This window comes from Pseudomonas fluorescens (genome assembly GCF_005938625.1).
GTDB classification, from domain to species: domain Bacteria; phylum Pseudomonadota; class Gammaproteobacteria; order Pseudomonadales; family Pseudomonadaceae; genus Aquipseudomonas; species Aquipseudomonas fluorescens_BD.
On record NZ_VCNJ01000013.1, the window covers coordinates 137,033 to 161,699 of the forward strand.

Consider the following 24,667-nt stretch of genomic DNA (forward strand, 5'->3'; position numbering starts at 1 on the left):
GGAGCTGCCGAAGGCTGCGATCTGTTGATCTTGATCTTTATAAGCAAGGTCAAAAGATCGCAGCCTTCGGCAGCTCCTACAGGGGGATTCAAAAAGTTTTAGTGGGTCTGGCCGTGCCATGGCACCAGTTTGCGCTGCAGGGCGCGCAGGCCCATTTCCATGGCGAAGGCGATCAGGGCGATGACCAGAATCCCCAGCACCACCACGTCGGTGACGAGGAACTGCGCGGCCGACTGCACCATGAAACCCAGGCCACTGGTCGCGGCAATCAATTCGGCAGCGACCAACGTCGACCAGCCAACGCCCAGACCAATGCGCACGCCTGTCAAAATGTCCGGCAGGGCACTCGGCAAAATCACATGACGAATCAGCTGCAAGCGCGTCGCACCCAACGACTGCGCCGCGCGCAATTTCGCCGGATCAACCGTACGCACACCAGTAGCGGTAGCGATGGCAATCGGCGCGAAAATCGCCAGATAAATCAGCAGCACTTTCGACAACTCGCCGATACCGCACCAGATCACGATCAGCGGCAGATAGGCCAGCGGTGGGATAGGGCGGTAGAACTCGATCAGCGGATCGAGCACGCCACGGGCGATACGGTTGGCACCAATGGCGATGCCCACCGGCACAGCGGTCAAAATCGCAAATCCGAGGCCCAGACCGATGCGGCTCAGGCTCGCGCCCAAGTGCTGCCACAAGGTCGAATCCATGTAACCGGTAGTCGCCAGTAACCAGCCCTTCTGCAGCACGGCGGACGGTGGCGGCAGGAACAGCGGCTCGATCAGTCCAGTGGCCGTCACCGCCCACCAGATCGCCAACAAGGCAAACAGCGTCAGCAAGCTGATCCAGCGTGTGCTGAGGCTGCGGCGTACCGGAATCGCCACCGAAGCGCTGACGGGTTTTACCGCCGCCGAGGAAACGTCGTAACTGCTCATGCGCGCTCCTGCCGTTGCCCGGCGCTGCGTTGCGAGAACACTTTGCTCAGCACGTGTTCGCGGGTTTCGATAAAGCGCGGATCGGATTTGATCGCGCGGGCGGACTCGCCAGCGGCATAACGCTGACCGAAGTCCAGATGCAGACGCTCGACGATCTGCCCCGGATTCGGCGCGAGCAGAATCAGGTCAGTGGCGAGGAACACCGCTTCTTCAATGTCATGGGTAATCAGGAAAACCGGCTTGGCCGTGCGCTGCCAGACTTGCAGCAACAGCTCCTGCATCTGCTCGCGGGTGAACGCGTCGAGGGCGCCGAAAGGCTCGTCCATCAGCAACACACGCGGGTCAGCGGCGAGGGCGCGGGCGAGGCCGACGCGCTGTTTCTGACCACCGGACAGTTGCCAAATGCGGCGGTTTTCAAAGCCGGAAAGATCAACCAGCGCGAGCATTTCACGGGCGATCTTTTCGCGTTTGTCCCTGGCGACACCGGCCAGCTCCAGACCGAATGCGACGTTGGCCAACACGTCCTGCCAAGGCAGCAAAGCGTCATCCTGGAACACCACACCACGTTCGGCGCTCGGGCCTTTGACCGGCACGCCGTCGAGGGTGATGCGCCCGGCGCTCGGTTCAACGAAGCCGGCAATCAGGTTCAACAGCGATGTCTTGCCACTGCCGGACGGGCCGAGGGCGACCAGCAATTGCTGAGGCCCGAGGGTCAGAGAAATATCCGCCAGCACCGGTTCCGGGCTGCCCGGGTACTGTGCGCTGATGCGCTCCAGCTGTAGCAAGGCCATCGCAGTTAACTCCCGATCAGTTGGTGATGAATTTGGCGCTGACGTACGGCGCGTAGTCCGGCAGAACGGCTTCGACCTTGCCTTGCTCCTTGAGGAACGCAGCGGTGTCGGTGATGGCTTTGGTGGTCGGCGCGCCGAGGGTGACGACCTGATCAGCGGCCAGCGGGTAGACGTTGCCTTGCAGCAGCAATGGGATGTCGCTGGCCTTGGCGCCAGAGAGTTTCACCAGTTTGTCGACGTTGGATTGGTCGGCGAGCCAGGCTTTCGGGTCTTTGCGGTAGTCGGCGTAGGCGTCGAGGGTGACCTTGGCGAACGCGGTGACAATTTCCGGGTGCTTCTCGGCGAAGTCCTTGCGCACGATCCACGCATCGAAAGTCGGCGCGCCGAATTTGGCCAGTTCGCCGGAGGTGATCAGCACTTTGCCGTTTTCCTTGGCCACGCCCAGCGCCGGATCCCACACGTAGGTGGCGTCGATATCACCGCGTTTCCACGCGGCGATGATCGCTGGAGGGGCGAGGTTGAGCACGGTGACTTTCGACGGGTCGATGTTCCAGTGCTTCAGTGCGGCGAGCAGGCTGTAGTGCCCGGTGGACACGAACGGCACGGCGATTTTCTTGCCGACTAGATCTTGCGGGGTCTTGATGCCGGAACCGTCGCGGGCGACCAGTGCTTCGGCAGCGCCGATCTGAGTGGCGATGAGGAAGGTTTCCACCGGGACTTTGCGGGTGATCGCGGCGGTCAGCGGGCTCGAACCGAGGTAGCCGATCTGCACGTCACCGGAAGCGATGGCGGCAATGATGTCGGCGCCGTTGTCGAACTTGCGCCAGGCAATGTCGGCTTTGGTGGCTTTTTCGTAAGCGCCGTCGGCCTGAGCGACTTTCGCCGGGTCAACGGTGGTTTGGTAGGCGACGGTGAGGTCGGCGGCCTGAGCCAGAAAACTCGCGGCAGCCAGAGAGGCTGCGGCGAGCAGGCGAAGCGGGAAATTCAGTTTCATTGAAGAGCTCCATATCAGGCGACCGAGTGTCGGCGTCAAAGGAGACTAAATGATCTAAGAATTGGTAAATAAATAACTTTTTCGAATGAGCTTATGAGCGGAAAAATCTAAGGAGGGGGTCAGATCGCTCCTACGCTCTGCGTGGGAATGCAGCCGGTGACGCTCCGCGTCACCCTGGACGCGGAGCGTCCTTTGAGGCGTTACCACGCGGAGCATGGGAACGATCAATCTAAGCAAAGCAAAAGATCGCAGCCTTCGGCAGCTCCTACAGGAAATCTCATTCCCATGTAGGAGCTGCCGCAGGCTGCGATCTTTTTACCGACAACTTTTAATTACTGATTGCCAGAATGCTCGCCTGATAGGACCCGACAAACACATCAAAATCCCCAACCTCGTTCTGCTCCAGCTCAGCCTGCGCTGCCAAAGAAGTACGCGCCAACTCCTCAAACTTCGCTTGCTCATCCGCCGCTAAAGGCTCGCTACGGAAAAACTCCGCATGCGCCTGACTCTGACGCAAGGAGAACTGCGCAAAGCTTTCCTTGTGCTCAGCCATCGCCGCCAGCACCTGCGCGGATGGCGTCAGGGACGGATCGCTGACCTTGGCCAGTTGCGCATCCAGCGCCTTGCTGTGTGCATCGCCGCCATGGCTTTGATCCAGCAACGCCGCCAGCGGGGCGATTTGCTCCAGCAGTTCGGCCGCCCAGGTCTTCATCTCGACCGATTCACCATTACGCTGCAATTGCAGACCCGGACGACGACCCTCCTTGACCACGCTGAGGAAGTTCGACGTCGCGTTGCCGCACGAGGTGTTGGTCAGCAACGGGCTGTCGTTGAGCGCGCAATACAGCAGGAACGCATCGAGGAAGCGCGACTCGGTCAGGTCGATGCCCATCGGCAGGAACGGGTTGATGTCCAGGCAACGCACTTCAACGTACTGAATGCCACGGGCCACCAGCGCCTGAATCGGCCGCTCGCCGGTGTAGGTCACGCGTTTCGGGCGGATGTTGGAGTAGTACTCGTTTTCGATCTGCAAGATGTTGGTGTTGAGCTGAACCCACTCGCCATCCTGGTGCGTGCCGACTTCAACGTATGGCGCGTATGGCGTGGCCACGGCTTTGCGCAGGCTGTCGGTGTAGCTCGACAGATCGTTGTAGCACGGCGTCAGACCGGCCTGGGCGTTACTCTGGTAACCAAGGTCGCTCATGCGTAGGCTGGTGGCGTACGGCAGATACAGCGTGTCCGGATCGAGTTGTTCCAGTTGATGCGAACGACCACGCAGGAAACCGGCGTCGAGTGCCGGAGAGGCACCGAACAGGTACATCAGCAGCCAGCTGTAGCGACGGAAGTTACGGATCAGTGCGATGTAGGAAAACGACTGAAAATCGCGGTCGGTACCGACAAAACCTTCGGTTTCGCGCAGCAACGGCCAGAGCTTTTCCGGCAGGGAGAAGTTGTAGTGAATCCCGGCAATGCACTGCATGGTCTTGCCATAACGCAGGGCCAGACCCTTGCGGTAGACGTACTTGAGCTGACCGATGTTGGAGGTGCCGTAATAAGCGATCGGGATATCTTCCTCGGCCGGCAACGGGCACGGCATCGATGGACTCCACAGGTACTCGTTGCCGAGCTTGCTGTAGGCAAAGCGGTGAATCTTGTCCAGGCTCGCCAGCGTGTCGGCCGGGTCGGGAAGGGCGGGCGTGATGAATTCCAGCAGCGACTCGGAGTAGTCGGTGGTGATCTGTTCGTTGGTCAGCGCGGAACCCAAGGCTTCGGGGTGCGGCGTTTGCGCCAGGCGACCTTCGCTGGTCACGCGCAGGCATTCACGTTCGATACCGTGCAGGCACTGCTCGAGCAGAGAGAGGTTAGCGCGCTCGCCGAGCAGAGCCAGGCGGCGGTTGAGAAGTTCGCTCAATTTGGATTCCTTCACGCGTCAGTCGCCCCAATATGGGGGTGGGCAGGACGGTCTACAAGGGTGAAGTTGAAACTGGCGTTTTCGCCTGGTTTTGTAGCGGCAGGCCATTTGCCGGTCAGTCAGGAACTGCACAATCCCTGTGGGAGCGAGCTTGCTCGCGAAGAGGGTTTATCAGCCAACATTTCGGTTGCCTGACACACCGCCTTCGCGAGCAAGCTCGCTCCCACAAGGTTCGTTGCGCCGAAATTAACTCAAAATGATGACCGGTAGCTACAGGACAGCGAACGTGCCTTGTGCTTTTGCGACCAGTTTGTCGCCCTGCATCACGTCGGCTTCGACCACTAAAGTGCGGCGGCCCGGGTGGATGACCCGTGCCGTGCACATGACCTCGCCGTCGGAAACGGCGCGGATATAGTTGATCTTGCACTCGATGGTCGCGCTCTGCTGATCGAAGCCGTGGGTGCTGGAACAGGCCAGCCCCATGGCGATGTCGACCAGACTGAACAGCGCGCCGCCGTGCAATTTGCCGCCGCGATTGCGCAGTTCCGGTTCCAGCACCAGGGCGACTTGCGCCACCCCGGTTTCCAGGCTGTGCAGGCGGCAGCCCAACAGCTTGAAAAACGCGCTCTCGACGAGCCCGGCCGGAATTTCCATCAGCGTTTCTTCAACTGCTTGGCATTGGCGAACAGCGAGGCCATCGCATTGTTCACCGGCGCTGCGGTGGCGGTTTCCTTGCGTGGCGCGTTGTTCGAAGGCTGGCGCTGGGCCGAGCCCGGACGCGAGCCACGGGCACCGTCGATTTTCTCGCCCGGGGTGTCGCCCATGCGCATCGACAGGCCAACGCGTTTACGCGGGATGTCGACTTCCATGACCTTCACTTTCACCACGTCACCGGCCTTCACCGCTTCACGCGGATCCTTGATGAACTTCTCCGACAGCGCCGAGATGTGCACCAGACCGTCCTGATGCACGCCGATGTCGACGAATGCGCCGAACGCGGTCACGTTGGTGACGACGCCTTCGAGGATCATCCCCAATTGCAGGTCTTTCAGGTCTTCGACGCCTTCCTGGAACTCGGCCGTCTTGAACTCCGGACGCGGGTCGCGGCCCGGTTTTTCCAGTTCCTGGATGATGTCGGTGACGGTTGGCAGACCGAACGTCTCGTCGGTGAATTTCTTCGGATCCAGACGCTTGAGGAAGCTTGCATCACCGATCAGCGAGCGGATATCACGGTCGGTTTCAGCGGCAATACGCTGCACCAGCGGATAGGCTTCCGGGTGAACCGCCGACGAATCCAGCGGGTTGTCGCCGTTCATCACGCGCAAGAAACCGGCAGCCTGTTCGAAGGTTTTTTCGCCCAGACGCGCGACTTTCTTCAGGGCTGCACGGGTTTTGAACGCGCCGTGCTCATCGCGGTGCGCGACGATGTTTTGCGCCAGCGTTGCGTTGAGGCCGGAGATCCGCGCCAGCAGCGCCACCGAAGCAGTGTTCACATCAACGCCGACGGCGTTCACGCAGTCCTCGACCACGGCGTCCAGACCACGCGCCAGTTTCAGCTGTGAAACGTCATGCTGGTACTGGCCGACACCGATGGATTTCGGATCGATTTTCACCAGTTCAGCCAGTGGATCCTGCAGACGACGGGCGATGGACACCGCGCCACGGATCGACACGTCCAGATCCGGGAATTCCTTGGCTGCCAGTTCCGACGCCGAGTAAACCGATGCGCCGGCTTCGGAGACCATGACCTTGGTCATTTTCATCGCTGGGTATTTTTTGATCAGCTCGATCGCCAGTTTATCGGTCTCGCGGCTGGCGGTGCCGTTGCCGATGGCGATCAGGTCAACCGAATGCTTGGCGCACAGGGCGGCCAGAATGGCGATGGTCTGATCCCACTTGTTGTGCGGCACGTGCGGGTAAACCGTGGCGTGATCGAGCAGTTTGCCGGTGGAGTCGACCACGGCAACCTTGCAGCCGGTACGCAGGCCCGGGTCGAGACCGAGGGTTGCGCGCGGGCCGGCCGGTGCGGCCAGCAGCAGGTCGTGCAGGTTGTGCGCGAACACGTTGATCGCCTCGGTTTCGGCACCGTCACGCAGTTCGCCGAGCAGGTCGGTTTCCAGGTGCGTGTAGAGCTTGACCTTCCACGTCCAGCGCACCACTTCGCCGAGCCATTTGTCGGCCGGGCGGTTCTGGTTCTGGATGTTGAATTGCTGGCCGATCATGCCTTCGCACGGGTGCATGGTGCCCGGCAATTCGTCGCCGACTTTCAGCGCGGAGCTGAGGATGCCTTCGTTGCGGCCACGGAAAATGGCGAGCGCGCGGTGCGACGGCATGCTTTTCAGCGGCTCGTCGTGTTCGAAGTAGTCGCGGAACTTGGCGCCTTCTTCTTCCTTGCCGGCGATAACGCGGGCACTGAGGGTGGCTTCCTGTTTCAGGTAGTTACGCAGTTTTTCCAGCAGGCTGGCGTCTTCGGCGAAGCGTTCCATGAGGATGTACTTGGCGCCTTCAAGGGCTGCCTTGACATCGGCCACGCCTTTTTCGGCATCAACGAAGCGCGCGGCTTCGGTTTCCGGGGCCAGGTTCGGGTCGTTGAACAGGCCGTCGGCCAAGTCGCCGAGGCCGGCTTCCAGGGCAATCTGGCCCTTGGTGCGGCGCTTCTGCTTGTACGGCAAGTACAAGTCTTCGAGGCGGGTCTTGGTGTCGGCGAGTTTGATGTCGCGTTCGAGGGCAGGGGTGAGTTTGCCTTGCTCTTCGATGCTGGCGAGGATGCTGATGCGCCGTTCGTCGAGTTCTCGCAGGTAGCGCAGACGCTCTTCCAGATGACGCAACTGGGTGTCATCGAGGCTGCCGGTGACTTCTTTCCGGTAACGGGCGATGAAGGGAACGGTAGAGCCTTCATCGAGTAGCGCGACGGCCGCTTCGACCTGTTGTGGGCGTACGCCGAGTTCCTCGGCAATGCGGCTGTTGATGCTGTCCATAAAACCACCTGACATAGTGTGAAATCAGGCTCGCAGGCACGGAAATAAAGGCCCGGAGTCTGGTTGAGCGGCTAGAAAATTGCCGCTGCCTGGGTCAAAAGGCAGCCCGTTGACCCTTGAAATCGAACAATTACTGCGCTGGACAGGAAAAAAAACCTGCCACCTGCGGTAACGATTCAGACGTTGCCTGGCACAAAACGCCGCGCATTATAACCAGCGTTCTGTCATTCGGGGGCGTCGCAGTCTGTAGGCATAAACCCCGGTTTTCTGGCAGTGAAGGAAAAATCTGCTAACAATGCACACGGTGCGTATAACGGCAGCTACGCCATAATGCGCGCCGAGCTAAAAGGAGCATCCAATGAGCAGCACTGCACAAACTGCTGAAGGCGAAAAAATTCTCATCGTTGACGACGATCCGGGGCTGAGCAGCCTGCTGGAACGTTTTTTCGTCAGCAAGGGCTACCGTGCCCGCACCGTACCGAACACCGAACAGATGGATCGTCTGCTGTCGCGTGAAGTCTTCAATCTTGTGGTCCTCGACCTCATGCTGCCCGGGGAAGACGGTCTGACCGCTTGCCGCCGCCTGCGTGGCGCGAACAATCAGATTCCGATCATCATGCTCACCGCCAAGGGCGATGAGTTGAGCCGCATCAAGGGCCTGGAACTGGGCGCCGACGATTATCTGGCCAAGCCGTTCAACCCGGACGAGCTGATGGCCCGGGTCAAAGCTGTCCTGCGTCGTCAGGCCGCACCGGTGCCGGGCGCGCCGGGCAGTGAAGACGAAAACGTCACTTTCGGTGATTACGTGTTGTCGCTGGCCACCCGCGAACTGAAACGCGGCGATGAAGTGCACATGCTCACCACGGGTGAGTTTGCGGTACTCAAGGCACTGGTGATGAACGCGCGTCAGCCGCTGACCCGCGACAAACTGATGAACCTGGCCCGTGGCCGCGAGTGGGACGCCCTCGAGCGTTCCATCGACGTGCAGATTTCCCGTCTGCGCCGCATGATCGAGCCTGATCCATCGAAGCCGCGTTATATCCAGACCGTCTGGGGTGTGGGCTACGTGTTCGTACCGGATGGCGCCGCCACCAAGTGATCGGCGATTTGTAGGAGCGGGTCTGCGGGTTTTGGTCGAACGGCCATGCCCGCAGACTCGCAATCCGCAATATGCGAGCATTGCTCGCTCCTGCAAGTGTGTAGCGGTTATAGATGAAGACCCCTGTCTGGTTCCCCCAAAGTTTTTTCTCCCGCACCCTTTGGCTGGTGCTTATCGTCGTGTTGTTCTCCAAGGCGCTGACCCTGGTTTATCTGTTGATGAACGAGGACGTGCTGGTGGACCGCCAATACAGCCACGGCGTCGCCCTGACGCTGCGCGCCTATTGGGCTGCCGATGAAGAAAACCGCGCGAAGATCGCTGATGCCGCCACCCTGATTCGGGTAGTCGGCGCCGGTGTGCCGGAAGGCGAGCAGCACTGGCCGTACAGCGAAATCTACCAGCGACAGATGCAGGCGGAGTTGGGCGCCGACACTGAAGTGCGTTTGCGCATGCACTCGCCGCCGGCTTTGTGGGTGCGCGCCCCGAGCCTCGGTGACGGCTGGCTGAAGGTGCCGCTGTATCCGCACCCGTTGCGCGGCCAGAAAATCTGGAACGTGCTCGGCTGGTTCCTCGCCATCGGCTTGTTGTCGACAGCGTCGGCATGGATTTTCGTCAGTCAGCTCAACCAACCCTTGAAGCGTCTGGTCTATGCCGCCCGGCAACTCGGTCAGGGCCGCAGCGTACGTCTGCCGATCAGCGACACGCCGAGCGAGATGACCGAGGTGTATCGCGCTTTTAACCAGATGGCCGAAGACGTCGAGCAGGCCGGACGCGAGCGTGAGTTGATGCTGGCCGGCGTGTCCCATGACTTGCGCACACCGTTGACGCGGTTGCGCCTGTCGCTGGAGTTGATGGGCGACCGCAACGACCTGACCGACGACATGGTGCGCGACATTGAAGACATGGACGCGATTCTTGACCAGTTCCTCGCGTTCATCCGCGACGGTCGTGACGAGTCGGTGGAAGAAGTGGATCTGACTGATCTGGTGCGCGAGGTCGCGGCGCCATACAACCAGAATGAAGAGAAGGTGCGTTTGCGTCTTGAGCCGATTCAGCCGTTTCCGCTGCGGCGGGTATCGATGAAGCGCTTGCTGAACAACCTGATCGGCAACGCCTTGAACCATGCTGGCGGTCACGTTGAAGTCGCGGCTTACGTGTCCGGTGACGTCAGTGCGCCGTATGTGGTGCTGAGTGTGATGGACCGAGGGGCGGGGATCGATCCTTCGGAGCTGGAGGCGATTTTCAACCCGTTTACCCGAGGCGATCGTGCTCGGGGTGGCAAGGGTACTGGCTTGGGTTTGGCGATTGTGAAGCGGATTGCTTCGATGCATGGCGGCAATGTTGAATTGCGTAACCGGTCCGGGGGAGGGCTGGAGGCGCGGGTGAGATTGCCGCTGGGGTTGATGTTGCCTCGGGATGCTGTATAGGCGCAGCGACGAGTTTCAAGCTGCAAGCGGCAAGCAAAAGCGACTTTACTTGTCGCTTGAAGCTTGCCGCTAGAAGCTGGTTTTAGCCCTTGCCTTTTGTCCGGGTCATATTCGGCCCGCCATTTTTCTCAAGATGCTCAATGATGATCCCCGCCACATTCTTCCCTGTGGTGGTCTCGATCCCTTCCAGTCCTGGCGACGAATTCACTTCCATCACTAACGGCCCGTGATTGGAACGCAGGATATCCACACCCGCCACCGCCAGTCCCATGACCTTCGCCGCGCGCAACGCGGTCATGCGTTCTTCCGGGGTGATCTTGATCAGACTGGCGCTGCCGCCGCGATGCAGGTTGGACCGGAATTCACCCGGCTTGGCCTGCCGCTTCATTGCCGCGATGACTTTGTCACCGACCACGAAACAACGAATATCCGCGCCGCCCGCTTCCTTGATGTACTCCTGAACCATGATGTTCTGCTTCAGGCCCATGAAGGCCTCGATCACCGATTCCGCCGCCGTGGCGGTTTCGCACAGCACCACACCGATACCTTGAGTGCCTTCCAGTACCTTGATCACCAGCGGCGCGCCGTTGACCATGTCGATCAAATCGGGAATGTCATCCGGCGAGTGGGCAAACCCGGTCACCGGCAAACCGATGCCGCGTCGCGACAGCAATTGCAGCGAACGCAGCTTGTCCCGCGAACGGGCGATGGCTACCGATTCATTGAGCGGGAACACCCCCATCATTTCGAACTGGCGCAACACCGCGCAGCCGTAGAACGTCACCGACGCGCCGATCCGTGGAATCACCGCGTCAAAGCCTTCCAGCGGTTTGCCGCGATAGTGGATCTGCGGCTTGTGGCTGGCGATGTTCATGTAGGCGCGCAAGGTGTCGATCACTACCATTTCATGCCCGCGCTCGGTTCCGGCTTCGACCAGACGGCGGGTGGAATACAGACGCGGATTCCGCGACAGCACAGCGATCTTCATGCAACACCTGTGGAGGAGGTAGATACCGGGAACACCGGCTTGTCTTGTACATATTTGATGCCCGGATTGACCACCAACTGGCCATCGATCAGGGCTTTGGAACCGAGCAACAGGCGATAACGCATCGACTTGCGGCAGGCGAGGGTGAACTCGACCGGCCACACTCGATCACCCAAGGCCAGGGTGGTGCTGATCACGTAGCGCACCTGCGCATGGCCGTTGGAGCTTTTGATGGTCTTGCGCGTCACCAGCGGTGCTTCACAGCGGCGGTGGCGCAACTGCACCACCGTGCCCAGGTGCGCGGTGAAGCGCACCCACTTCTCGCCGTCGCGTTCGAAGGGCTCGATGTCGGTGGCATGCAGGCTGGAGGTGCTGGCACCGGTGTCGATCTTCGCCCGCAGGCCTGCGACTCCCAAATCCGGAAGCGCCACCCACTCGCGCAGACCGACAACGGTCAAATGGTCAAATGTCTTCAATAGAAAAAACCAACGATTAACGCGTCCAGGCTTCAGGTGAAACCTGGGCCAACGCTTTGAATGCAGGTTTGGCGAACCAGAAGCCCTGCATCAGAAATATTCCACAGTCCGCCAGGAAATCCCGTTCACCGGCGCTCTCAATGCCTTCGGCAATGACTGTAACGTCCAACTCCGCACAGATTGTGACAATCCCCCGGACGATCGCCTGACGAACACGGTCTTGATCGACATCGCGGATCAGCGCCATGTCGAGTTTGATCAGGTCCGGTTGGAAATCAGCCAGCAGATTGAGCCCCGAATAACCGGCACCGAAATCGTCGATGGCGGTCTTGAAGCCGAATTCGCGGTATTCACGCAGAATATTGGTCAAATGGCGATAGTTATCTACGTGCTCGCTTTCCAGGGTTTCGAAAATCAGCCGGTCGATAGGGAAACGGTGTTTTTTTGCCGCCTCGAGCGTACTGCGAATGCATAGCTCTGGACGATAGACCGCGTTTGGCATGAAGTTGATCGACAAGTGTGTCTGCATATTTAGATTGGCCGCGCCTTCGATGGCGCGGGTCCGGCAGAGCTGGTCGAAACGGTAGCGGTTATCTTCTGTAACCTTATCCAGCACAGTGAGTGCGCCTTCACCGGCCACACCTCGAACCAGCGCTTCGTGGGCGAAAACCGACTGGTTGCGCAGATCGACGATGGGTTGATAGGCGAAGGAAAAGTCGAAGCCCAGCGGCTCGCTTTGCTGGCAGCCCTGGCAACCGGCCTTGGGCGAGATTAATGAAGATGGAAATTTAGTCACTCGATCACTCCATGCCGATGAACCGGCCAAGATCACAGTCTATCTGGAGGGCTGAGTTCTTGCGCCCGACAGAAACGGTAGTACAGTTCCGACTACTGGCTGAACGAGGAATTCACATGGCGCAAAAACAGGAAGAGGACGACAAGGTTCGTCTCGACAAGTGGTTGTGGGCTGCGCGTTTTTACAAAACCCGTGCCCTCGCCAAAGCGGCGATCGAAAGTGGCAAGGTGCATTGTCGCGGTGAGCGCTGCAAGCCTGGCAAAGAGCCACGCATTGGCGATGAGTTCGAGATTCGTACCGGGTTTGAAGTGCGTACGGTAAAGGTTGAGGCGTTGTCGATTGTGCGGCGCGGCGCACCGGAGGCGCAGACGTTGTACGCGGAGACCGAGGCGAGTATTGCCAAGCGTGAAGCGGCTGCGGCGATGCGCAAGGCGGGCGCGTTGGGCGTGAGCACCGACGGCAAGCCGAGCAAGAAGCAGCGGCGGGATTTGTTCAAGTTTCGCGGCAGCAGTAACGACGAATAATCGCCGCGTTGTTGGTGCCGGCCTCTTCGCGAGCAGGCTCGCTCCCACAGGAGATTGCATTCCAATGTGGGAGCGAGCCTGCTCGCGAATCGAGGGCGCAGCCCTCGCCGAAAACAGCTCGGTATCAGGCGCTACGCACCACACTCATCCGCGACACCAGCGGCAACTTGCCCAGCAAAGCAAAGATCGGCGCCGTCACCTTCAACCAGAAGTTCGAGGCGTGATACGCAAACGGCGTGTAGTAACCCCAACCCAACGCCCACACCGCCAGCAGCACACCGCCGATGTAATCGTCCTGACCCCAATGCGCGCCGGCCACCAGTCGCGGCAGCATGAACAACAGCGCCAGGCCCCAGATCGTCACAAACTGGCCGACCGTGCGGCTGAACACGCCCATGAACAGCGCCCAGATCAGCAATACCGAAGCGTGGTCACCCGGGAAACTCTGACTCGAGCGATCCTTCAGCTCCCAGGTCTTCTCCAGATGCGGGAAGTAGTCGCTGATATGCACCGCACCTTCCAGCACCATCGACGGGCTGCTGTGCTGCCAGTCCATATGGTCGGCGAACTTGGAAAACAGCGTGCGGATCACCACCATCAACAGCAGGATCGAGAAAAAACCGAAGAATGCGCGACGCACATCAATGGCCTTGAACACCCAGTCGCCCTTGATCAGCAGCGTCAGCAGAATCAGGCCGACGACAATGTCGAACGGTCGCAGACTTGCAATTGCCCAGATGTGGAGCCATATCGGGTTGCTGGCCAGTGGTGCATTGAGCGAGCGGAACAGCCACTCGTCGAAAATCACACACAGCGCGTTGCCCGTAGGCCATAACCAGAAAGCCAGTAGCGCCAATGGCACTACATTGCACAGAACCAGCCGGCCGAGGTTCCACCTAGATTGGAACAAACCCGGATTGTTCATAAAATGCCTCCCATGGCAGAGCAGTCGGCACCAAAAAGAGTGCCAAGAAGCGCAAATTTTCACGTCTTGTAACCATTTTGTCACCACATTCAGATACCCAAAATTATGACCGAGCTAGCGGATACCGATTTCACCCAACGTTTCATCTTCGATGACAGTGACACCCGCGGCGAATTGGTGGCGCTTGAGCGCAGCTACGCCGAAGTCCTCGCCAAGCACCCGTACCCGGAGCCAGTGGCGCAATTGCTCGGCGAATTGATGGCGGCCGCCTCGTTGCTGGTGGGCACATTGAAGTTCGACGGCTTGCTGATTCTGCAGGCGCGTTCCGAAGGGCCGATTCCGATGCTGATGATCGAGTGCTCCAGCGAGCGTGAAATCCGTGGCCTGGCGCGTTACGACGCCGAGCAGATCGCGGCGGACGCGACCCTCGCTGACCTGATGCCGAATGGCGTTCTGGCCCTGACTGTCGACCCGACTGTCGGCCAGCGTTATCAGGGCATCGTCGACCTTGACGGCGAAACCCTCTCCGACTGCTTCACCAACTATTTCGTCATGTCGCAACAGGTTGGCACCCGCTTCAAGCTGTTCGCCGACGGCCGTCGCGCCCGCGGCCTGCTGTTGCAGCAACTGCCGGCCGATCGCCTGAAAGACGAAGAAGATCGCGCCGCCAGCTGGCAGCACATTACCGCCTTGGCCAGCACCCTGACCGCTGATGAACTGTTGAGCCTGGACAACGAAACCGTGCTGCATCGCCTCTACCATGAAGAGCAGGTTCGTTTGTTCGATGTGCAGAATCTGCGCTTCCGTTGCAGCTGCTCGCGGGAACGCTCGGGCAATGCCCTGGTCAGTCTGGGTCTGGAAGATGCGCAGGCGTTGGTGGCCGAGCAAGGTGGCAAAGTCGAGATCGATTGCCAGTTCTGCAACGAGCGTTATGAGTTCGACGCCGCCGATATTGCTCAATTGTTCGCTGGCGCAGGCGTCGACACGCCGTCAGATACCCGGCACTAAAACGGTTCAGCGCAGGTAAATTCACTGCGTAACGACGGAATATCGCCGTTACGACGGGAGGACCCTACTCTTTTTGGGCTTTTCTGGCATAATCCGGCCCACTTTTTTCGCGGTAGTAGTGCACGACTTTCTACTACAAAACGTTTGGAGCACACTCGGCCACTGGCCGACGGGGAACCTCATGACGCAAGCCAATAACGCCGTGTACACCGATCTGAGTGTTGATGATCTGGTAAAAGAAGCCCTGAACCGCGGTGAGGGCGAGCTTGCCGATACCGGCGCTCTGGTTGTTCGCACTGGTCACCGCACCGGTCGTTCGCCTGTTGACCGTTTCATCGTTGAAGAGCCTTCCACCCAGGCCGCTATTGCCTGGGGCCCGATCAACCGCAAGTTCCCGGCCGACAAGTTCGACGCGCTGTGGGCTCGCGTAGAAGCATTCAACAACGCGCAAGAGCACTTTGTGTCCCACGTGCATGTAGGCGCGGCGGAAGATCACTACCTGGCCGTGAAAATGACCACCCAGACTGCCTGGCAGAATCTGTTCGGTCGTTGCCTGTTCATCAACCCGGCCCAGTACAACCCGGCCGGTCGTGAAGAATGGCAAGTGCTCAACGTGGCCAACTTCGAGTGCGTGCCTGAGCGTGACGGCACCAACTCCGACGGTTGCGTGATCCTCAACTTCGCACAGAAGAAAGTGCTGATCGCTGGCATGCGTTACGCCGGTGAGATGAAGAAAGCCATGTTCTCCGTGCAGAACTTCCTGCTGCCGGCCGCTGACGTGCTGCCAATGCACTGCGCTGCCAACATCGGTGAAGAAGGCGACGTGACCCTGTTCTTCGGTCTGTCGGGCACCGGTAAAACCACCCTGTCGGCCGACGAAAGCCGTTACCTGATCGGTGACGACGAACACGGTTGGGGCGAAGGCGTGGTGTTCAACATCGAAGGCGGTTGCTATGCCAAGTGCATCGACCTCTCCGAGAAGAACGAGCCGGTTATCTGGAAAGCCATCAAGCACGGCGCCGTGCTGGAAAACGTCGTCATCGACGACGCCAAGCACGCCGACTACGCCGATGTCAGCCTGACCCAGAACAGCCGCGCCGCGTACCCGCTGGAGCACGTTGCCAAGCGTTCCGAGCACAACCTCGGTGGCGAGCCAAACGCTGTAATCTTCCTGACCTGCGACCTGACCGGCGTACTGCCGCCAGTGTCGATCCTCAACGAAGAACAAGCGGCCTACCACTTCCTGTCCGGCTACACCGCTTTGGTGGGCTCGACTGAAATGGGTTCCGGCAGCGGCATCAAGTCGACCTTCTCCACCTGCTTCGGCGCACCGTTCTTCCCGCGCCCGGCTGGCGAATACGCTGAGCTGCTGATCAAGCGCATCCGCGGCTTCGGCTCGAAGGTTTATCTGGTCAACACCGGCTGGACCGGTGGCGGCTACGGCGTCGGCAAACGCTTCAACATCCCGACCACCCGCGCGGTGATCGCAGCGATCCAGAGCGGCGCACTGATCGGTGCAGCCACCGAACACCTCGACACCATCAACCTCGACGTGCCACTGGCCGTACCGGGCGTTGAAACCAACCTGCTCAACCCGCGCAACACCTGGGCTGACAAGGCTGCGTACGACGAGGCCGCGAAAGCACTGGCCGGTCTGTTCATCGAAAACTTCAAGAAGTTCGAAGTGAGCGACGCGATCAAGGCTGCTGGGCCGAAGTTGTAAGATCTGTCGTGAGTGAAGAAGCCGCCCTTTGGGGCGGCTTTTTTGTGGGCGTTTTTCTTGCTATGTGCCCTGCGAGGGCTTTCGCGTCAGCAATTCAGACAGCGAGTGAGTATTCATTGGGAAGTTCTTGAGTTTGTCTTCACTCACATATGCGGCTTCGATAACGCTCATGCGTGAAGTCGGTAGTTTTCTTTGTTTTGGAATATCGAGACTCGGTTCACTCGCTGATTTTTTGCCGAGTGAAGTCTTAGAGGAAAGAAGCCTGGAGTCCTGCAGTCGGTAACCGAGTTCATCCGTGGAACCCAGAAGATTCAGATCTTGCTCGAGACCTAGTACGTGCATCACTGACAAGTACGCTCCCATTGTGACGCCTGCACTACCTGCTTCCAGTGAGCGTAATGTCATGACTGACATTCCAGCCCTTTCAGCGACTAGTTTTGCAGTGAGTCTGCGCCTAAGACGGGCCAGTTTCAGGCGCTCACCAAGATCGTTCAAGAGTCGTGCAACCTTGGGAAGTAGCGGCGAGGTTCTCCTGGCCATAAAGCTAAAATTCCTTCACTTTTGAGGTGATAACAACGGAATAATTACAGTTGACAGGGGGATCAAGGAGTTACGTCTACCCTTAAGTCATTCAACCTTCTGAGCGCCCCATCACTCAACTGTTTGACGTGATCACGGCCATTGTTGCCTGGCATGCATCACTCTCAATACTTCCACACATTCGTTTTTGATCGTGTAAACGATGACGTAACTGGGGGTTGCGACGATTTCCCGTGTTCCTTCAACTCTGCCCTTTTTGTACAGCGTTGGACGCTGTCGGGCGAGCTCCCCTTTTGATTCAAATATCTCATCGAGGTCAGCCGCTGCTTCAGGGTTGTTCTGACTAATACGATCCATAATCCGCTCTCGGTCAATATGCGTCTCCGGACGCCAAATCAACTTCATTAGCGCACTCGTTTACGCAGGGCATCACGCTTGGCGGCAAATATTCGGCGGGTTTCTTCATCGCTAATACTAGGTCTTGGATCGTCAATACTGATCTGTACCTGTCGTTTGAACCATTCGTCATATGCGGCTGCCTCATGCGCTTGTTTCATTGCTTCGGCGCGATCAGGACGAGCGTATGTTTTCATTTGCGATGGGTCATAGCTGGAAGCGTCAACATCGAACTGGTTGATACCCAGTCCTCTCAAATAGGTCACCAGTGTTTCAAGCCTTTTGAACAGGCGCACCTGGCCACTTCGTTGCGCTGTTAGCAGATATTCTTCATTGCCATGCTGAATTTGGATCGCCCAGCCACCAGACTTGGCGACGATACTTGTGCTTCTTACAGAGCCGTTTTCAATCAGGCGAATGAGAGTGCTGTGATCAATGGTTTCAGTGGTCATGGAGGCAAACTCTTGGCTGAACAGTGGCGTCCATCGTACGCAATCAATAGTAGTTTGCAAAATTCAACTCCTGGCAGTAGACACTGAGTGTCCAAAATTATGTTTGTTGGTGAGGCAGGCGATTCTTGTCGGAAACATACCTGCCTGAGATTGTTTTTAGGCTGGATCCTTCCAATTGAGCATTTGCTGCTGTGCGACTTGCAGCAGGTCACAGCCATCCTGTGTCAGCAGATAAAGGGCGTGGGTGATGTGGGGGATGTCTTCGACGTCGGCTTGTTTGAAGTTGAGGCAGTAGAGGGTGCGTAGCAGGTCGCTTGAAGCGCGCAGGCGCTGGACGGCGCATTCGAGGATGTCTTGCGGGTTGGCGGCTGTGTCGATGAGTAGAGGCTTGGTATCGGTGAGGTTGGATTCGAGTGGGCGGTAGCGATCAGGGGTAAGCGGGTTCCATGCTTTCATAATGTGTATTCCAGATGTCGTGAAGTGTCATCCCCACCGTGACCAAGCGATGGGAGGCGAACTGTGTTCAGGTTGGTCAACCGGAGGAACACACAATCCGGCACGCTCGAAAGCGTCCCGAACACAGTCACCATGAAGCATGCAGACATTTGAAGTGTCGGCAGCATACAACGGACGTGTTTGTGTGTTCCATCAGGTGACCAAGCCTGAGTCGCTGATTAGGCAGCGACAGCCACGACTATAGATTTGACTTACCAAGCCGCGATAGGCGGCAACGGAGTCTAGGTTTGTAGGAACTGGACGAATAGCGGATAGGCTATTGCTGTAGGTTTTTTCGTCCGCTCACCTCCCCCAGCGCCATCAACCAATAATCCGATACTCCGCAACGTTTAACAGGCTCGTCGTTAGCCCCGTCGCAGGCGCGTATATCGTGCCTTTCACCGCCGAAAACGGCACGCCTTTGCTGCCTAGCGAAACATAGCGCTCACCTTTATCCAGTTCGGTGAAGTAGGTGTAGGAAACGCTGTGCATCTGCTTGTAGCGCGCTTCGTCGGCGACGATGGCGCCCGTCAGGCGCAGCAGATCTGTTTCACTCAGGTTCAGGGTTTTGTTCAGTTGTACGCCCCAGCGCTTGAGGCAGGTTTCGGCGAGGTGGCGGACGATGCGGCCAGGTTCGACCAGCGTTTTCAGGTCGCCGCTGCTGGTGGGCACGCCGCCGGCGGCGGTGGCGTTGCCGGCCATGGTCGCGTGGCGGCCGGCCATCGGGTACACGCAGGTTTTAGTGCCGGTGGCGGTTTGCGGAATGACACAGCTGAAACCCTTGGAGCGTTCATCGCGGGCATAGAAAGCGACATATTCTTTGACGTTGGCGCCGAGTTTGACCCGGTTTTCCTGGAAGTTTCCGATACCCGGAACGGGGTCCAATGCAAAGATGTTCACCGGAATGTTTTTAAGTTGGCTGTCCTTTAACATCGCATTGGCCAGCATGTGGCAACTTATGCCGCCTCGGCTCCAACCCACCAGATTGACGCGGGTGGGAATAATGCCATCTTTGCGGAACGTTCTGATGATCCCTTCCTGTAACTTCTGTTGAGTAATGCTGCGGTCGCCGTAGTTGTACTTTCGCCACATCCACGAGCCTTCGACTTTGACATCGTCAATAGGAATCCCGGCGGCTTTAAGGCGGTTGTATTCGGCCTCGGTAAGTTGCTCGCGCTGCCAGTCGCATTTGCCCTTGATGACATTGACGGCATGCGCCACGTTTTCTTCCCAGCCTTTGCCGAACAGCGTGCCGGTGAGGCCGTACTCCTTGGTCTTGGTGAACAGGTCATCGGCTTGCAGGTTGCCGCTGCCGGGGCCGTCGACGATGATCCATTCGGCGAACTCACGACCGGTATGGTTGGCAGCCAGCGTGGAAACCAGTTCGCCGTCCCAGAAGTTTTCATGGGCGGTATCGAACTTGTTGGAACCCGTGCCGCAAAAAAATATAGTTAAAACTGTCATGGTGTTGCTCTCGTTTAGTTGTAAGAGCGAACAAGTTAGTGTCAGTTGCATCTATAAATAAAGAGTTCTGGTGTTTCCGGATTTGTAGCGCGTTTTAGTTATATGTTGTTTGTGGTGATTTTTGTTTGGCAACTTCCAGCAAGTCGCAACTGTCCTGTACCAATAAATAAAGGGCATTGACGATGTTGGGAATATCTTTCACGTCAGCTTGTTTGAAACACAAACAATAGAGCGTTTCCAGCAAATCTCCGGCCGCGCGTAAACGCTGATCGGCGGCATTGATCAGGTCAGTCTGGCTGGAGTGGCTGTCGATAAGCAGTACCGGCTTTTCGCTGTAGCAAGTCTTGAGGGGGCGATAGCGATTGATCATGGTGAGGCGTGTCCTGTTCGAAGGCGCTGGGGCGGGCCGGCAGAGTGTTTGCAGCCGCGCCGGCCACTATAGAAGGGCGTTTCGCGGTGGGACAAGACAGCCGCAATGGACAGTATTCGTAGGGGTTTTTCCGTGTTTTGAGGAAATGCCCTACGTGATTTCGCAGCATTTTCGAGGCAAAACCCTTAGGCGTAATAATTCCCACGCGTTTGTCAGGCGATTCGCGGTAAACCGCTGTATCGTGCGCGCCAGAATCTGTAGGGCGTTTCCAAACGTCTGACACGCGCTTAAAGGGAATTAGGTATGCACTGGCTACGAATGGCCGCAGTTTTATTGCTCGGGCTGGGCTCTTGCCGTTTGGCGATGGCCTCTGACGTTGGCAATGCATGGGTGCTGGATCGTCTCGATCGCACCGATTGGCCGGAGGCACTGATCAGCCAGGCGAGCATGGACACGGCGTCGCGCGGTGAAGTGTTGATGTTCGCCAAAGCTCTGTTGGCCAGCGAAGCACTGGATGAAGAGGGGCTTGAGCAGCGACTCGGTGTGCCCCACGTGCAGTTGAAGTCAATTCGCCACGTGCGCGACGGCCTCTGGGAGGGTTTGCTGAGTACCTATCGCAACGCCAGTCAGAACTGTGATGAGCAACCTTTCTGCCCGCGTGTGCGCAGCGTCGCTGATCTGCGTCAGTTGGCGGCAGCGTTTACTGGCGACATCAGCCCGGCCCATGCGCTCTGGGCGAGCAAGAGCCAAGGCGTGCATGAGCAGATGCTGAACGAGCAGTTGCGGGTGGCGGTTTTGCGTCCTTGAACCTCTGGTTTTGTGTTGGTGTGACCGGCCTCTTCGCGAGCAAGCTCGCTCCCACAGGGGCCGTGGCGTTTAAGTAATCGCTGTATCATTCCGAATCGATTTGGCCCCGACCTTTTCTCGACTCGCTGCGATCGCCCGCTAGGCTGTTGGCATGGCAGCAGTCAATGGAGTGACAGCGAATGCACAACACCCTGGAACAGGTTTTTGGTTTTCCACAGTTTCGACCCGGGCAAGAGGCGGCGATCAGCGCAGTGCTGGCCGGGCGCTCGGCGGCGGCGATTTTTCCCACCGGTTCCGGCAAGTCAATTTGTTACCAATTGCCGGCGCTGATGCTGCCGCACCTGACGTTGGTGGTCTCGCCGTTACTGGCGCTGATGCAGGATCAGTTGGCCTTCTTGCAGCGTCATGGCATCTCGGCGGGCAGCATCGATTCGGCGCAGAGCCGCGATGATGCCAATGACGTGATGGCCCGCGCCCGTTCGGGTGAACTCAAGATTCTGATGATCTCGGTGGAGCGCTTGAAAAACGAGCGTTTTCGCAATTTTTTGCAGCAGGTGCCGATCTCGCTATTGGTGGTGGACGAGGCGCATTGCATCTCGGAATGGGGCCACAACTTCCGGCCCGATTATCTCAAGCTGCCGGACTATCAGCGTCAGTTCAACATCCCGCAAACCTTGCTGCTGACCGCTACGGCAACACCGAAAGTCATCGCCGACATGCAGGCTAAATTCGCGATCGCCGCCGCTGATGTGGTGACCACCGGTTTCTATCGGCCCAACCTCAATCTGCTGGTGGAGCCGGTACGTGGCCAGGACAAGCGCCGGCGGCTGGTGGAGTGGATGGCCGAGCGCCCGGGGCAGCCGAGCATCGTCTACGTGACCTTGCAGAAAACCGCTGAGCACATCGCCGAACACCTTGAGCGCAACGGCATTCAGGCCGAGGCGTATCACGCAGGTTTAGCCCACGACAAACGCGAAGCGATCCAGAAACGCTTCATGGCCGGGCACTCCAATTGCATCGTCGCGACCATCGCATTCGGCATGGGCATCGACAAGAGTGACATCCGCAATGTGGTGCACTTCGACCTGCCCAAATCCATCGAAAACTACAGCCAGGAAATCGGCCGCGCCGGGCGTGACGGGCAGCCCTCGGACTGTCTGGTATTGGCCAATCGTGACAGCCTCAATGTGCTGGAAAACTTCGTCTACGGTGATACGCCGGAGCGCGATGGTATTCGCTATGTACTCGATGAACTGAAGGCCTCGGCGCCGGAAGGGCAGTGGGAGTTTCTGCTCGGGCCATTGGCGGATCAGAGCAACATTCGCGCACTGCCGCTGAAGACGTTGCTGGTACAACTGGAGCTGCGCGGTTTGATCGCGCCGCGCTACGCCTATTACGCCGAATACCGTTTCAAATACCTGTTGGAGCCCGAAGCGCTGCTTGAGCGCTTCGAAGGTGAGCGCAGGGATTTCGTCGCTGCGATCATTCAGACCTCGGCGCGCGCGCGCACCTGGGCCACGGTGAATTTCGAGGCGATGTACTCGCAGTATTCCGCCGAGCGCAATCGAGTGGTGAAGGCGCTGGATTACTTTCAGGAAAAGGGCTGGGTCGAGCTTGAGAGCAAGCAGATGACTGAGGTCTACAGCCTGCTGAATAGTGACTTTGATAGCGATGCCCTGAGCGCTGAACTGCACGATTATTTCACCCGGCATGAGCAGGCCGAAGTGGCGCGCATCCACGCGATGCTTGAAGTCTTCGCCAGCGAGCGCTGTTTGGGCTATCGCCTGGCCGAGTATTTCGGTGATCACAATGCGCCTGAGCAGTGCGGGCATTGCTCGGTGTGTCATGGCCAGGTGGCGCGGTTGCCGGCACCACCGGAATTGCCCGCGCTTGTGGATAAAAACTTTGCGGCGCTGTGTGGTGATTTTATCCACAGGCATGAGCAGCACACCGGGGTCATCCCGACAGCAGAGCGGCTGACGCGGTTTTTGTGCGGGATCAGCGTGCCGCTGTTTACCAAGCTCAAGGCGCGGACGATTCCCGGGTTTGCGGCGTTGGAAGAATACCCCTACGGCGAAGTACGCAGCTGGGCGCAAGAGCACCTCTGATCCCTGTAGGAGCTGCCGAAGGCTGCGATCTTTTGATGTTGATTTTTTCAAGATCAAAAGATCGCAGCCTTCGGCAGCTCCTACATTAAGTGTCATCAGAGCTGGGGCTCTATCCATTCGCTGAATGTCGATCATCACGGTAATAAACTTCAAAAATCGTCGTTGGCTGACTATGGTGAGACCAGTCTTTGGATCGCCAACAAGAGAACAACATGAGCCAGACATCCTTCGATATTCAGCAGGCTGCGGTGATCGGCGCGGGCACCATGGGCCGCGGCATTGTCATGTGCCTGGCCAATGCCGGCGTGAGCGTGCAGTGGGTGGATAACAATCCACAGATGCTTGAACAGGCACTTACCACCGTGGCCGAAACTTATGCACACAACGTGCGTCAGGGTCGGATTGATCAGGCCGAGGCGGATGCCCGTTTGGCGCGGGTCAGTGCGGCGGCGGATTATGCGGCGATTCGCAATGTCGATCTGGTGATCGAGGCGGTGTACGAAAATCTTGAGCTGAAGCAGAAGATCTTTCGTGAGCTGGATGGCTTGCTCAAGCCTGAGGCGCTGTTGGCGAGCAATACCTCTGCGCTGGATATCGATGCGATTGCTGCCGCGACAAGGCGTCCGGAGCAAGTGCTGGGCCTGCATTTCTTCAGCCCGGCGCACATCATGAAACTGCTGGAAATCGTTCGCGGCGCACAGACTTCTGCGACGGTGCTGGACGCGGCGCTGGCTCTGGGCAAGCGCATGGGCAAGGTCAGTGTGGTGTCGGGCAATTGCCACGGATTTATCGGCAATCGCATGTTGCATCCGTATGTGCTGGAGGCGCGCAAGATGTTGCTTGAGGGTGCTTATCCACAGCAGGTCGACGCGGCGCTGCAAGGTTTTGGTTTTGCCATGGGGCCGTTTCGCATGTACGACGTGGTCGGCATCGATCTGGAATGGCGTGCACGCGAATTGGCCGGCAAGGGCCAGGATACGCCGGAGGTTCAGGTGGATAACCGCTTGTGCGAGATGGGCCGGTTTGGCCAGAAGTCTGGCAATGGCTATTACCATTACGAGCCGGGCAGTCGTCAGGCTGAGCACGATCCTGAGGTCGATGCGCTGGTGTTGCAGGTCAGCGAAGGGTTGGGCTTCCAGCGCCGTGAGATTGGTCCGGAGGAGATTCTGGAGCGTAGTTTGCTGGCGTTGGTCAATGAGGGCGCGAAGATTTTGCAGGAAGGTATTGCCGAGTCCGCGCACGATATCGATCTGGTGTATCTGAATGGCTACGGGTTCCCGGCGGACAAGGGCGGGCCGATGGCCTGGGCGGATCAGCAGGGGCTGGCGGACATTCATCAGCGCTTGCTGGCGCTGGAGACGCGGCAGGGTGATCAGTGGAAGCCGGCGCGGTTGATTGGTGAATTGGCGGCGCAGGATAAGGGGTTTGCTCAAGTGTAATGTCGCGGCCAAAATCG

Annotated in this window: 24 protein-coding genes; 8 read left to right on the plus strand and 16 right to left on the minus strand. The window is 58.5% G+C overall.

The window, feature by feature from the left end; genetic code table 11:
- Window positions 1-98: 98 nt before the first annotated feature.
- The 6 genes from tauC to FGA82_RS09790 form a co-directional block, all read right to left on the minus strand.
- Complete coding sequence (gene tauC, locus FGA82_RS09765) at window positions 99-938, minus strand: taurine ABC transporter permease TauC (protein ID WP_141126930.1); 840 nt, start codon at window positions 936-938, stop codon at window positions 99-101.
- Entirely contained in the window at window positions 935-1,729 is a 795-nt protein-coding gene (gene tauB / locus FGA82_RS09770) for a taurine ABC transporter ATP-binding subunit (protein WP_141126931.1), read from the minus strand. The genes tauC and tauB overlap by 4 nt, the downstream gene beginning before the upstream one ends.
- 16 nt (window positions 1,730-1,745) lie before the next feature.
- Complete coding sequence (gene tauA, locus FGA82_RS09775) at window positions 1,746-2,723, minus strand: taurine ABC transporter substrate-binding protein (RefSeq protein WP_008086822.1); 978 nt, start codon at window positions 2,721-2,723, stop codon at window positions 1,746-1,748.
- A 328-nt stretch (window positions 2,724-3,051) separates the two neighbouring features.
- A complete protein-coding gene (gshA, locus tag FGA82_RS09780) occupies window positions 3,052-4,635 on the minus strand; it encodes a glutamate--cysteine ligase (protein WP_141126932.1) in 1,584 nt (527 codons plus the stop codon).
- A gap of 270 nt (window positions 4,636-4,905) precedes the next feature.
- Window positions 4,906-5,289, minus strand: a complete 384-nt coding sequence (locus FGA82_RS09785; RefSeq protein WP_053116527.1) for a PaaI family thioesterase — start codon at window positions 5,287-5,289, stop codon at window positions 4,906-4,908.
- Window positions 5,289-7,613 carry a Tex family protein gene (locus FGA82_RS09790; protein WP_016986272.1) on the minus strand — a complete coding sequence of 775 codons (2,325 nt, stop codon included), beginning with the start codon at window positions 7,611-7,613 and terminating at the stop codon, window positions 5,289-5,291. Before FGA82_RS09790 ends, FGA82_RS09785 begins: the two co-directional genes overlap by 1 nt.
- Window positions 7,614-7,971: 358 nt before the next feature.
- Between FGA82_RS09790 and ompR the strand changes: the two genes are divergently transcribed.
- A complete protein-coding gene (gene ompR / locus FGA82_RS09795; RefSeq protein ID WP_064388985.1) occupies window positions 7,972-8,712 on the plus strand; it encodes an osmolarity response regulator transcription factor OmpR in 741 nt (246 codons plus the stop codon).
- 113 nt (window positions 8,713-8,825) lie between these two features.
- On the plus strand, window positions 8,826-10,139 hold the full coding sequence (locus tag FGA82_RS09800; protein ID WP_007917930.1) for an ATP-binding protein: 1,314 nt from the start codon (window positions 8,826-8,828) through the stop codon (window positions 10,137-10,139).
- 82 nt (window positions 10,140-10,221) lie between these two features.
- Here FGA82_RS09800 and rimK read toward each other — a convergent pair whose 3' ends face one another.
- The 3 genes from rimK to FGA82_RS09815 are packed head-to-tail and all read right to left on the minus strand — an operon-like array spanning window position 10,222 to window position 12,399.
- Entirely contained in the window at window positions 10,222-11,127 is a 906-nt protein-coding gene (gene rimK / locus FGA82_RS09805; protein ID WP_007949201.1) for a 30S ribosomal protein S6--L-glutamate ligase, read from the minus strand.
- Window positions 11,124-11,585, minus strand: a complete 462-nt coding sequence (locus FGA82_RS09810) for an ATP-dependent zinc protease family protein (protein ID WP_171057267.1) — start codon at window positions 11,583-11,585, stop codon at window positions 11,124-11,126. Before FGA82_RS09810 ends, rimK begins: the two co-directional genes overlap by 4 nt.
- A gap of 34 nt (window positions 11,586-11,619) precedes the next feature.
- Window positions 11,620-12,399: an EAL domain-containing protein gene (locus FGA82_RS09815; RefSeq protein WP_141126933.1), complete on the minus strand. Its 780-nt coding sequence runs from the start codon at window positions 12,397-12,399 to the stop codon at window positions 11,620-11,622.
- Between the two features lie 116 nt (window positions 12,400-12,515).
- Between FGA82_RS09815 and FGA82_RS09820 the strand changes: the two genes are divergently transcribed.
- Window positions 12,516-12,923: an RNA-binding S4 domain-containing protein gene (locus tag FGA82_RS09820; RefSeq protein ID WP_141126934.1), complete on the plus strand. Its 408-nt coding sequence runs from the start codon at window positions 12,516-12,518 to the stop codon at window positions 12,921-12,923.
- 124 nt (window positions 12,924-13,047) lie between these two features.
- Here the strand turns inward: FGA82_RS09820 and FGA82_RS09825 are convergent, their stop codons facing one another.
- A complete protein-coding gene (locus FGA82_RS09825) occupies window positions 13,048-13,848 on the minus strand; it encodes a phosphatase PAP2 family protein (protein WP_141126935.1) in 801 nt (266 codons plus the stop codon).
- Between the two features lie 105 nt (window positions 13,849-13,953).
- Between FGA82_RS09825 and hslO the strand changes: the two genes are divergently transcribed.
- Together hslO and FGA82_RS09835 are read left to right on the plus strand one after the other, a co-directional pair.
- Complete coding sequence (hslO, locus tag FGA82_RS09830; protein WP_141126936.1) at window positions 13,954-14,856, plus strand: Hsp33 family molecular chaperone HslO; 903 nt, start codon at window positions 13,954-13,956, stop codon at window positions 14,854-14,856.
- Between the two features lie 181 nt (window positions 14,857-15,037).
- Window positions 15,038-16,579, plus strand: coding sequence for a phosphoenolpyruvate carboxykinase (locus FGA82_RS09835; protein WP_007917942.1), 1,542 nt, complete (start codon window positions 15,038-15,040; stop codon window positions 16,577-16,579).
- 60 nt (window positions 16,580-16,639) lie between these two features.
- Here FGA82_RS09835 and FGA82_RS09840 read toward each other — a convergent pair whose 3' ends face one another.
- The 6 genes from FGA82_RS09840 to FGA82_RS09865 form a co-directional block, all read right to left on the minus strand.
- Entirely contained in the window at window positions 16,640-17,119 is a 480-nt protein-coding gene (locus FGA82_RS09840; RefSeq protein ID WP_141126937.1) for a helix-turn-helix domain-containing protein, read from the minus strand.
- 132 nt (window positions 17,120-17,251) lie between these two features.
- Window positions 17,252-17,524, minus strand: a complete 273-nt coding sequence (locus FGA82_RS09845; protein ID WP_141126938.1) for a type II toxin-antitoxin system RelE/ParE family toxin — start codon at window positions 17,522-17,524, stop codon at window positions 17,252-17,254.
- Window positions 17,524-17,967, minus strand: a complete 444-nt coding sequence (locus FGA82_RS09850) for a hypothetical protein (protein ID WP_141126939.1) — start codon at window positions 17,965-17,967, stop codon at window positions 17,524-17,526. The genes FGA82_RS09845 and FGA82_RS09850 overlap by 1 nt, the downstream gene beginning before the upstream one ends.
- Before the next feature lie 156 nt (window positions 17,968-18,123).
- Window positions 18,124-18,423, minus strand: coding sequence for a hypothetical protein (locus FGA82_RS09855; RefSeq protein ID WP_141126940.1), 300 nt, complete (start codon window positions 18,421-18,423; stop codon window positions 18,124-18,126).
- A 360-nt stretch (window positions 18,424-18,783) separates the two neighbouring features.
- Window positions 18,784-19,926: a hypothetical protein gene (locus tag FGA82_RS09860; RefSeq protein ID WP_141126987.1), complete on the minus strand. Its 1,143-nt coding sequence runs from the start codon at window positions 19,924-19,926 to the stop codon at window positions 18,784-18,786.
- A gap of 94 nt (window positions 19,927-20,020) precedes the next feature.
- Complete coding sequence (locus FGA82_RS09865) at window positions 20,021-20,296, minus strand: hypothetical protein (RefSeq protein WP_141126941.1); 276 nt, start codon at window positions 20,294-20,296, stop codon at window positions 20,021-20,023.
- A gap of 303 nt (window positions 20,297-20,599) precedes the next feature.
- On the opposite strand from FGA82_RS09865, the gene FGA82_RS09870 reads away from it, so the two are divergent.
- The 3 genes from FGA82_RS09870 to FGA82_RS09880 all read left to right on the plus strand — a co-directional run bounded on the left by FGA82_RS09870 (window position 20,600) and on the right by FGA82_RS09880 (window position 24,650).
- Window positions 20,600-21,103 (plus strand): polysaccharide deacetylase, encoded by a 504-nt coding sequence (locus tag FGA82_RS09870; RefSeq protein ID WP_141126942.1) that lies wholly within the window; start codon window positions 20,600-20,602, stop codon window positions 21,101-21,103.
- 179 nt (window positions 21,104-21,282) lie between these two features.
- On the plus strand, window positions 21,283-23,211 hold the full coding sequence (locus tag FGA82_RS09875; protein WP_141126943.1) for a RecQ family ATP-dependent DNA helicase: 1,929 nt from the start codon (window positions 21,283-21,285) through the stop codon (window positions 23,209-23,211).
- A 212-nt stretch (window positions 23,212-23,423) separates the two neighbouring features.
- A complete protein-coding gene (locus FGA82_RS09880; RefSeq protein ID WP_141126944.1) occupies window positions 23,424-24,650 on the plus strand; it encodes a 3-hydroxyacyl-CoA dehydrogenase in 1,227 nt (408 codons plus the stop codon).
- Window positions 24,651-24,667: the final 17 nt, after the last annotated feature.

Bases quoted from the DNA above. Each gene is read 5' to 3' on its own strand.
- tauC (WP_141126930.1), bottom strand. From the start codon at position 938: ATGAGCAGTTACGACGTTTCCTCGGCGGCGGTAAAACCCGTCAGCGCT.
- tauB (WP_141126931.1), bottom strand. From the start codon at position 1,729: ATGGCCTTGCTACAGCTGGAGCGCATCAGCGCACAGTACCCGGGCAGC.
- tauA (WP_008086822.1), bottom strand. From the start codon at position 2,723: ATGAAACTGAATTTCCCGCTTCGCCTGCTCGCCGCAGCCTCTCTGGCT.
- FGA82_RS09785 (WP_053116527.1), bottom strand. From the start codon at position 5,289: ATGGAAATTCCGGCCGGGCTCGTCGAGAGCGCGTTTTTCAAGCTGTTG.
- FGA82_RS09790 (WP_016986272.1), bottom strand. From the start codon at position 7,613: ATGGACAGCATCAACAGCCGCATTGCCGAGGAACTCGGCGTACGCCCA.
- ompR (WP_064388985.1), top strand. From the start codon at position 7,972: ATGAGCAGCACTGCACAAACTGCTGAAGGCGAAAAAATTCTCATCGTT.
- FGA82_RS09800 (WP_007917930.1), top strand. From the start codon at position 8,826: ATGAAGACCCCTGTCTGGTTCCCCCAAAGTTTTTTCTCCCGCACCCTT.
- rimK (WP_007949201.1), bottom strand. From the start codon at position 11,127: ATGAAGATCGCTGTGCTGTCGCGGAATCCGCGTCTGTATTCCACCCGC.
- FGA82_RS09820 (WP_141126934.1), top strand. From the start codon at position 12,516: ATGGCGCAAAAACAGGAAGAGGACGACAAGGTTCGTCTCGACAAGTGG.
- FGA82_RS09825 (WP_141126935.1), bottom strand. From the start codon at position 13,848: ATGAACAATCCGGGTTTGTTCCAATCTAGGTGGAACCTCGGCCGGCTG.
- hslO (WP_141126936.1), top strand. From the start codon at position 13,954: ATGACCGAGCTAGCGGATACCGATTTCACCCAACGTTTCATCTTCGAT.
- FGA82_RS09835 (WP_007917942.1), top strand. From the start codon at position 15,038: ATGACGCAAGCCAATAACGCCGTGTACACCGATCTGAGTGTTGATGAT.
- FGA82_RS09840 (WP_141126937.1), bottom strand. From the start codon at position 17,119: ATGGCCAGGAGAACCTCGCCGCTACTTCCCAAGGTTGCACGACTCTTG.
- FGA82_RS09845 (WP_141126938.1), bottom strand. From the start codon at position 17,524: ATGAAGTTGATTTGGCGTCCGGAGACGCATATTGACCGAGAGCGGATT.
- FGA82_RS09850 (WP_141126939.1), bottom strand. From the start codon at position 17,967: ATGACCACTGAAACCATTGATCACAGCACTCTCATTCGCCTGATTGAA.
- FGA82_RS09855 (WP_141126940.1), bottom strand. From the start codon at position 18,423: ATGAAAGCATGGAACCCGCTTACCCCTGATCGCTACCGCCCACTCGAA.
- FGA82_RS09860 (WP_141126987.1), bottom strand. From the start codon at position 19,926: ATGACAGTTTTAACTATATTTTTTTGCGGCACGGGTTCCAACAAGTTC.
- FGA82_RS09865 (WP_141126941.1), bottom strand. From the start codon at position 20,296: ATGATCAATCGCTATCGCCCCCTCAAGACTTGCTACAGCGAAAAGCCG.
- FGA82_RS09870 (WP_141126942.1), top strand. From the start codon at position 20,600: ATGCACTGGCTACGAATGGCCGCAGTTTTATTGCTCGGGCTGGGCTCT.
- FGA82_RS09875 (WP_141126943.1), top strand. From the start codon at position 21,283: ATGCACAACACCCTGGAACAGGTTTTTGGTTTTCCACAGTTTCGACCC.
- FGA82_RS09880 (WP_141126944.1), top strand. From the start codon at position 23,424: ATGAGCCAGACATCCTTCGATATTCAGCAGGCTGCGGTGATCGGCGCG.